Source organism: Streptomyces sp. NRRL B-24572, assembly GCF_002156145.1.
Taxonomy (GTDB): Bacteria; Actinomycetota; Actinomycetes; order Streptomycetales; family Streptomycetaceae; genus Streptomyces; species Streptomyces vietnamensis.
In genome coordinates this window covers 1-233 of sequence record NZ_MWIG01000807.1, presented here as the reverse complement: position 1 = coordinate 233, position 233 = coordinate 1, and the positions used below count along the sequence as shown (strand labels likewise).

Genomic DNA, 233 nt, shown 5'->3' with positions numbered 1-233 from the left:
CCGGCGCCGTAGGTCTTCTTGTCGTCGATGATGAAGGCCTTGGTCTTCTTGGCCTCCTTGAAGACGTACTGGGCCGCGAACGGGCCCTGGATGGCGTCGGTGGTGGCGGTGCGGAAGTACGACTTGTAGCCGCGCTTCTTGTCGCCGGTGGACCAGTTCGGGCCCTGGGACAGCGCCGGGTTGGTGTTGGCCGGGGAGACCTGCACCAGCTTCGCGTCGTCGAAGACCTTCTG

General features: G+C 64.8%; 1 pseudogene. It reads right to left on the bottom strand.

The features are described from left to right. A pseudogene (locus CCN56_RS45220) lies at nt 1-233 on the bottom strand (branched-chain amino acid ABC transporter substrate-binding protein); the annotation flags it as partial.